The following is a 5,408-nucleotide window of genomic DNA, read 5'->3' as shown; positions in this document are numbered from 1 at the left end:
GGGGCGATCTCGTCGTCGTTCCACACCCGGATCGGGCCCCAGCCCATGTTGTCCGGGTCGTGGTAGCTGGCGAACGAGAAGTGGTGGCGGGCCTTGAGCCAGCCATGGTCGGCGCCGCCCAGGCGCGCGAAGGGTCGCTTGTCGATCATTTGTCACTCTCCTTAGGCGCGGGCTTGCGCGCCGTCTTCGGAAGAGAAGGTAATGCGTCCCGTTCGGAGATAAATTGACTCACGAGCAGAACATTGCGTCCGTTTGGGCATCAATGCAGTGAAGCTGACGCAAGGCTGCGCTAGCCTGTCAGCGTCGGTTCATGACGGCGAAGCTCTTGTCGTCCGGCAATCGGCTGTGGAGGCCCGACATGACCAAGATGTTCTGCGCAACGGCCTTCGCGGCCCTGACCCTGGCGGGCGCCGCCCAGGCCCAGCCCTATCGCGGCGGCACGGCCACGCTCTACGACCAGCCCAACTTCCAGGGCAATTCCGTCACCATCACCCAGTCGGCGCCGGATCTCGGCCGCTGGCGTTTCAACGACCGCGCCCGCAGCGCCCGCTTCGAAGGCCGCTGGCTGATCTGCGAGCACGACGAGTTCCGCGGCCGCTGCCAGGAGGTTCGGGGCGACGTACCCCACCTGAACGCCTATGGCCTGGCCGAGCAGGTCTCGTCCATGGAGCCGGTGGGTCGGCCCGGCGGCGGGGGCGGCTATCCGGGCGGTGGCGGCTACCCTGGGGGCGGCGGTTTCCCGGGTGGCGCGAGCTCGCGCGGCGTCGATGGAACGCGCACCGTCTTCTTCGCCCGCCCGACCGTCCGCGGCGTGGACGTGGCGGCCGGCGAGCGCGGCGCCAACGCCTTCTGCCGCTCGCACGGACTGGGCTCGGCCGTCTGGTACGACTCCAGCGAACGCGCCCGCGAGGCCGTCGGGCCGGACGGCGAGTTCGTGGGCCGCTCGTCGGTCATCCGCGACCTGCTCTGCCGCAAGTATTGACCCGCGCCTGAGCGCCTGCCCCTCTCTCGCTACGGCGAGGAGGGGCGAATGCTGCGGATTCTGGGGCTTGGACTGGCGGCCATCGCGCTGATGGGCGCCGCGCCCGCCGACTGGCGGCCGCTGGACCCCGAGAACACGCTCGTCATCGGCACGACCAAGGGCCAGGTGGTGGTCGAGCTGCGGCCCGAGTTCGCGCCTCAGGGCGTGGCGCGGATCAAGCTGCTGGCCCGGGAGGGCGTCTACGACGGCCTGCAGTTCCACCGGGTAATCGACGGCTTCGTCGCCCAGACCGGCAACCCCAACAACCGTGACGGCGGGACCTCGAAGCACCCCGACCTGCCGCCCGAGTTCTCGTTCCGGATCGCGGCCGAGCTGGCCACGGTCGTGGTCGAGCGTAGCGACGCCCGCGAGGGCTTCGTGGGCGCGACGCCGTTCCAGGCGGTCTCGGCGGGCGAGCAGGCGCTGCGCCCCGATCCGCGCATCCGCGGCTGGGGCGCCTACTGTCCGGGCGTGATGGGTATGGGCCGCCAGGCCGACCCCGGCACCGCCAACAGCGAGATCTTCTTCATGCGCGCCCCGGCCCGGCGGCTGGACCACGAGTACACCGTCGTCGGCCGCGTCGTGTCGGGCCTCGAGGCCATCCGCACGGTGGCGGTGGGCGAGCCGCCCAAGGTGCCCGACCTGATGCTGAAGGTGCGGATGCTCGCCGACCTGCCGCAGGCCGAGCGGCCCCGGATCGAGGTGATGGACACCGGCGGCGCCGCCTTCCAGGCGAAGGTGGCGGCGCTGAAACGACAGAAGGGCGCGGCCTTCTCGATCTGCGACGTGGAGGTGAGTTCGCGCGTAAGGTGAAGCTTGCTGCGACGATGCGCGCAGTTGTTGTGTTCCCGACCTTGGCCCTACAGCGTCCCGGAGATCTGGGACACTCATGCGTTACGAAGTGGTCGAGGACACGGGCGAGTGGATCGTCCGTAGCGACGGTTGCGAACTGGCCCGCTATCCGGACCAGGACGCGGCCCTGCATGACGTCGCCGACCGCCTGCGCGATGCCGACGGCTCGACCCCTGCCTCCCTCTCGGTCCGCTACCAGTCCAAGGCCGGCTGACCGCAGCAAGCGCTTGCCCTGTGCGCCCGGCGCGGGCCAGATCGCGCCCGAGCAGCCAGCGGGGCCAAGTTGAAGTTCCTGAAATCCCTGAGCGTCCAGGTGATGATCGCGCTCGCCCTCGGCGTGGCCGTGGGCGCCCTGGCCGCGGCCTATGGCGGCGACCCGGCGAGGCGCATCGTGGAAGGCGTCGAGGCCCTGGGCGGGCTCTGGCTCAATGCGCTGCGGATGACCGTCGTGCCGCTGATCTTCGCAGTGCTGGTCACCGGCATCGCCCAGGTGTCGGACGCCGCCGCGACGGGGCGGCTGGCGGTGCGCGGCGTGGCCTGGTTCCTTGCCCTCCTGCTCCTCTCGGCGGTGACCTCTGTGCTGCTGGTCAACGGCGTGCTGGCCGCCTGGCCGGTCTCCGAGACGGCCGCCACCGCGCTGCGCGCCGGGGCCCAGGCGCCGCCCGCCGGCATCGCCACCGCCCCCGACTTCGCGGCCTGGGTGAAGAGCCTGGCCCCCGCCAACCCGATCAAGGCCGCCGCCGAGGACGCCGTGCTGCCGGTGGTGGTGTTCGCCGTCTTCGTGGGCTTCGCGCTCACCCGCCTGCCGGCCGCCCGCGGCAAGACCCTCACCGAGGTGTTCGAGGCGCTGGGTGACGCGATGATCGTGATCGTCCGCTGGGTGCTGGTGGTCGCGCCGCTGGGCGTGTTCGCGCTCGGCCTGGGCGTGGGCCTGCGCGCCGGCGTCGGCGCGGCGGGCGTGCTCGGCCAGTACATCGTGGTGGCCTCGCTGGCCGGACTGGTCATCGCGGTGATCGGCTACATCCTGGCCATCACCGTCGGCCGCGTGCCCGTGGGCCGCTGGGCCACGGCGACCTCGCCGGTGCTGGCGGCGGCCTTCGCCACCCAGTCGTCGCTCGCCTGCCTGCCCGCCATGATCGAGCGCTCGCGCGACGACCTCGGCGTGCCCGAGCGGATCGCCAACCTGATCCTGCCGTTGGCTGTGGCCGTCTTCCGCTTCACCAGCCCGGCGGTGAACCTGGCCGTCTGCATCTTCGTGGCCCACGTCTACGGCATCCAGCCGTCGGCGCTGCAGTACGCCGGCGCGGTCTTCGTGGCCCTGGCGGTCAGCGTCGGCTCGGTGGGCCTGCCGGGACAAGTGTCGTTCATCGTCAGCGTCGCGCCGATCTGCATCGCGCTCGGGCTGCCGATCGACCTGCTGCCGATCCTGCTGGCGGTCGAGGTCGTGCCTGACATCTTCCGCACCCTGGGCAATGTCACCGGCGACATGGCGGTGACCGCGATCCTGGCGAAGGGCGAACTCGAACCGGAGCCCGAGCCGGCGACTAGCCAAGCCTGAGCCGTTCCGGCAGGTTCGCCGGCGCCATGACGAACGAACCCTTCTTTCGAAAGGACGCGCAGGGGCGCTTCCATCCCACCCGCGTGGGCATCGGCCCCTGGACTGGGACCTCGCTGCACGGCCGGCTGATCATCGGCCTGCTGGGCGCCGAGATCGAGCGCCAGTACCGAACGCCCGACTACATGCCCTCGCGGCTGACCGTAGACATGTACAAGCTGCCCGACCTCTCGCCGGTCGAGGTGGTCACCCGTGTGGTCAAGGACGGCTACCGCATAAAGGTGGTCGACGCAGAGTTCATCTCGGGCGGCGAGAGCGCCGGCCGCGCCACCTGCCAGCTCCTGCGCCGCACGGAGAACCCACCCGGCAACGTCTGGACGTCGCCGAACTGGGAGGCGCCGAAGCCCGCCGACATCGCCCCGCCGCAGGACCAGCGCGGCGGCCTGGGCGGCATGTGGCAGGTGCGCCAGATCGCCGGCGGCTTCGGCCAGCCCGGCATGCCGCGCCGCATCTGGATGGCCGAAGTCCGCGAACTGGTCGAGGGTGAGCCGTTCACGCCGTTCGCCCGCGTGGCCACCGCCGCCGACTTCGTCAGCCCCTTCGCCAACTCGGGCGACCAGGGCCTCGCCTACATCAACTCGGACGCGACGATCTACATGCACCGCGAGCCGGTCACCGACTGGATCGGCTTCGAGGTCACCGGCCACGGCGCCACGGACGGCGTGGCGGTCGCCGAGTGCCGCCTCTACGACGAACAGGGCGCGATCGGCTCGGCCAGCTGCACGGCGCTGGCGCAGAAGCGGAAGGTGTAGCTAGGCTCTCTCCCAAGGACCGCACACAGGTCCGAAGGGTGGGAGGCGTCGATGGACGTTCTGAAGCTGCTCGGCGGCGTGTTCGCCGCATTGATGCTGACCACCGCGCCAGCGGCCGCCGGTCCGCCCAACGCCCTCGACGCCTACGTCGCCAAGCCGGACCCCAGCTACACCTGGCGCGTCGCCGGCCTCTGCCAGGGCGAGGGCTATCGCTGCGCGGTGCTGGAGCTGACCAGCCAGACGTGGGACGCGCCCAAGGACGTGGACCGCACCGTCTGGAAGCACTGGCTGACCATCGTCATGCCGGACAACCTGCGCCACAGCCAGGCGTTCCTCTACATCACGGGCGGCGAGAAGGGTGACCCTGCGCCGACCGAGGCCCCGCCCCATTTCGCAAAGATGGCGGTCGAGACCGGCTCGGTCGTGGCCCAGCTCAACGACGTGCCGAACCAGCCGCTGAGCTTCGCCCGGGACCCGGCGAAGGAGGCCCGCGTCGAGGACGAGATCATCGCCTACCTGCAGGCCCGCTACGCGACCTCGCAGGATCCCGACGAGCTCCTCCGCCTGCCGATGGTGAAGAGCGGGACCCAGGCGATGACCGCGATCCAGGAGTTCATCGCCACCGAATACGGCGGCCGCAAGATCGACGGCTTCGTGGTCTCCGGCGCGTCGAAGCGCGGCTGGACGACGTGGCTCGTGGGGGCCGTCGATCAGCGCGTCGTGGGCATCGTGCCGCTGGTCATCAGCGTGCTGAACGTCGAGCAGACCGCGATCCACCATTGGCGGGCCATGGGCTACTTCTCGCCGGCGCTGCAGGACTACGTCGACGCCCGCCTGATTCCCGACGGCATCGGCAAGCCGGCGCTGGCGGCGATCAACCTCATCGAGGATCCGATCAACTACCAGGAGCGGCCCACGATGAAGATCCCGAAGTACGTGATCAACGCGGTGGGCGACGAGTACTTCCCGCCCGACAACACCCGCTACGGCTATTCCAAGGTCGCCGAGCCCAAGCGGCTGCGGATGCTCCCGAACGCCAACCACTCGCTCGACGGGACCGACGCGATCGAGAGCATCACCGCGTTCCACGACGCGGTCCTCAGCAAGCGGCCGATGCCCGACTACGCCTGGGACGTGCGCGCGGACGGCGCCCTCGTCGTGCGGACGA

General features: G+C 70.5%; 6 protein-coding genes and 1 pseudogene. 6 read left to right on the top strand and 1 reads right to left on the bottom strand.

Annotation, left to right across the window (positions count from 1 at the left end; translation table 11 throughout):
* Positions 1 to 149 (bottom strand): annotated as a pseudogene (locus tag VGD44_RS21905) (hypothetical protein); the annotation flags it as partial.
* A gap of 209 nt (positions 150 to 358) precedes the next feature.
* On the opposite strand from VGD44_RS21905, the gene VGD44_RS21900 reads away from it, so the two are divergent.
* The 6 genes from VGD44_RS21900 to VGD44_RS21875 all read left to right on the top strand — a co-directional run.
* The gene (locus tag VGD44_RS21900; protein ID WP_331090502.1) at positions 359 to 982 is read left to right on the top strand and encodes a beta/gamma crystallin-related protein; all 624 of its coding nucleotides are present in this window, start codon (positions 359 to 361) and stop codon (positions 980 to 982) included.
* Positions 983 to 1,030: 48 nt separating this feature from the next.
* On the top strand, positions 1,031 to 1,834 hold the full coding sequence (locus VGD44_RS21895; protein ID WP_331090501.1) for a peptidylprolyl isomerase: 804 nt from the start codon (positions 1,031 to 1,033) through the stop codon (positions 1,832 to 1,834).
* Positions 1,835 to 1,910: 76 nt separating this feature from the next.
* Positions 1,911 to 2,087: a hypothetical protein gene (locus tag VGD44_RS21890; RefSeq protein WP_331090500.1), complete on the top strand. Its 177-nt coding sequence runs from the start codon at positions 1,911 to 1,913 to the stop codon at positions 2,085 to 2,087.
* Positions 2,088 to 2,156: 69 nt separating this feature from the next.
* Entirely contained in the window at positions 2,157 to 3,431 is a 1,275-nt protein-coding gene (locus tag VGD44_RS21885; RefSeq protein WP_331090499.1) for a dicarboxylate/amino acid:cation symporter, read from the top strand.
* Between the two features lie 26 nt (positions 3,432 to 3,457).
* A complete protein-coding gene (locus VGD44_RS21880) occupies positions 3,458 to 4,240 on the top strand; it encodes a thioesterase family protein (protein ID WP_331090498.1) in 783 nt (260 codons plus the stop codon).
* 51 nt (positions 4,241 to 4,291) lie between these two features.
* Positions 4,292 to 5,408: PhoPQ-activated protein PqaA family protein (locus tag VGD44_RS21875; RefSeq protein ID WP_331090497.1), on the top strand; the 1,117-nt coding region annotated here is incomplete at its 3' end.

The sequence above is a fragment of the Phenylobacterium sp. genome (genome assembly GCF_036402295.1).
In the GTDB taxonomy this organism is placed as follows: Bacteria; Pseudomonadota; Alphaproteobacteria; order Caulobacterales; family Caulobacteraceae; genus Phenylobacterium.
This window is presented reverse-complemented; position numbering and strand designations above follow the sequence as displayed.

What these genes read in the sequence shown, in the direction of transcription:
- VGD44_RS21900 (WP_331090502.1), top strand. Translation starts at nt 359, where the DNA reads ATGACCAAGATGTTCTGCGCAACGGCCTTCGCGGCCCTGACCCTGGCG.
- VGD44_RS21895 (WP_331090501.1), top strand. Translation starts at nt 1,031, where the DNA reads ATGCTGCGGATTCTGGGGCTTGGACTGGCGGCCATCGCGCTGATGGGC.
- VGD44_RS21890 (WP_331090500.1), top strand. Translation starts at nt 1,911, where the DNA reads ATGCGTTACGAAGTGGTCGAGGACACGGGCGAGTGGATCGTCCGTAGC.
- VGD44_RS21880 (WP_331090498.1), top strand. Translation starts at nt 3,458, where the DNA reads ATGACGAACGAACCCTTCTTTCGAAAGGACGCGCAGGGGCGCTTCCAT.